The 1,291-nt window shown below is 67.5% G+C and carries 1 protein-coding gene; it reads left to right on the top strand.

The genetic code is table 11. The annotated features are described in order from the left end of the window. The first annotated feature begins 155 nt into the window (after positions 1–155). Positions 156–1,268, top strand: coding sequence for an ISAs1 family transposase (locus tag ACRWND_RS30785; RefSeq protein ID WP_431955258.1), 1,113 nt, complete (start codon positions 156–158; stop codon positions 1,266–1,268). Positions 1,269–1,291 lie beyond the last annotated feature (23 nt).

The following is a 1,291-nucleotide window of genomic DNA, read 5'->3' as shown; positions in this document are numbered from 1 at the left end:
TAGTTGATCTTGCGTTTCTGCAGGTCAACCGGCCGTGTCCGAGACGGACGAAGCTCCGTTGTGATCGATGACCTCTCAAGTCTTCGATGAGCAACGGAGCTTCGGTGATTCCTGAGTCTGCCATGTCTTGCCGGTGTCCGGGGTGTACTGGGGGCGTGTCCCCCGATGCCGGGGTGTTCGCGCTGGTCAACAGCCTGCGCGACCCGCGTGATGCGCGCGGGCGTCAGTACCCGCTCGGTGCGGTGCTGCTGATCGCGTTGTGCGCGCTGGCCTGCCGTTTCGACTCTTTCCGGGCGATGGGGCAGTGGGCGGCCGCGGCTCCTGCGGCCACGCTGGAGCGGCTGGGGCTGCGCCGCCGCGGCGTCTTCGGCCTGGTGATGGCGCCGAGCTCGGACACGATCCGCCGCGTGGTCAACGCGGTCATGCCGGGCGGTCTGGAGGAGCTGCTGCGGGTCTTCCGGGACAAGGCGCAGGTGGTGGCCGTGGACGGCAAGTGTCTGCGGGGCTCGCGGGATGCGGCCGGGCATGCGGTGATGGTGTTGGGGGCGATGCTGCAGGATGGCACGCTGGCCGCGCAGCAGAAGGTGGCGGACAAGGGCAGCGAGATCACCGGCTTCGCCGCGCTGCTGGCTGCGCTGGAGCTTCAGGACGCCGTGGTGGTCGCGGACGCGTTGCACACCCAGCGCGAGCACGCCCGGGTGCTGGTGGAGGAGTTCGGCGCGCACTACGCCTTCCCGGTCAAGCGCAACCAGCCCGAGCTGTGGAAGGCGTGCCGGAAGGTGCCCTGGCAGGGTGTGCGGGCAGCCTTCCGTTCCACCGTACGTGCTCACGGCCGCATCGATACGCGGGTGGTGGAGGTGGTGAGCTTTGCCGGCCTGGACTTCCCCTATGCGCGTCAGGTCGCGCGTATCACCCGGTACCGCACCGTGCGGGCGAGCGGGAAGCGCAGCCGGGAGACGGTGTATGTGATCACCGACCTGTCCTCCGGCCAGGCCGACCCGCAGCGCATCGGGGAGATCGTTCAGGCCGAGTGGGGCATCGAAAACAAGATCCATTACGTGCGGGATGTGACCTTCGGTGAGGACGCCTCCCGCATCCGCACCGGTCACGGGCCGCAGAACTTGGCCACGTTGAGGTCGGTGACCATGAACTTCCTTCGCAAGCTGGGTAGTTCGATCGCTGACGCGCGTCGGGAGATGGCCATCGCGCCGCACACCGCCCCACTCGATCTCTTCGGCATCCCCTGTGACCTGCACATTCATGCCTAAAATCCGACCTTGCAACAGCCCTG

The sequence above is a fragment of the Actinacidiphila sp. bgisy167 genome, from assembly GCF_965342175.1.
Classification (GTDB): Bacteria; Actinomycetota; Actinomycetes; order Streptomycetales; family Streptomycetaceae; genus Actinacidiphila.
The sequence above is the reverse complement of the archived record's forward strand: the minus strand, read 5'-3'. Positions and strand labels throughout refer to the sequence as shown.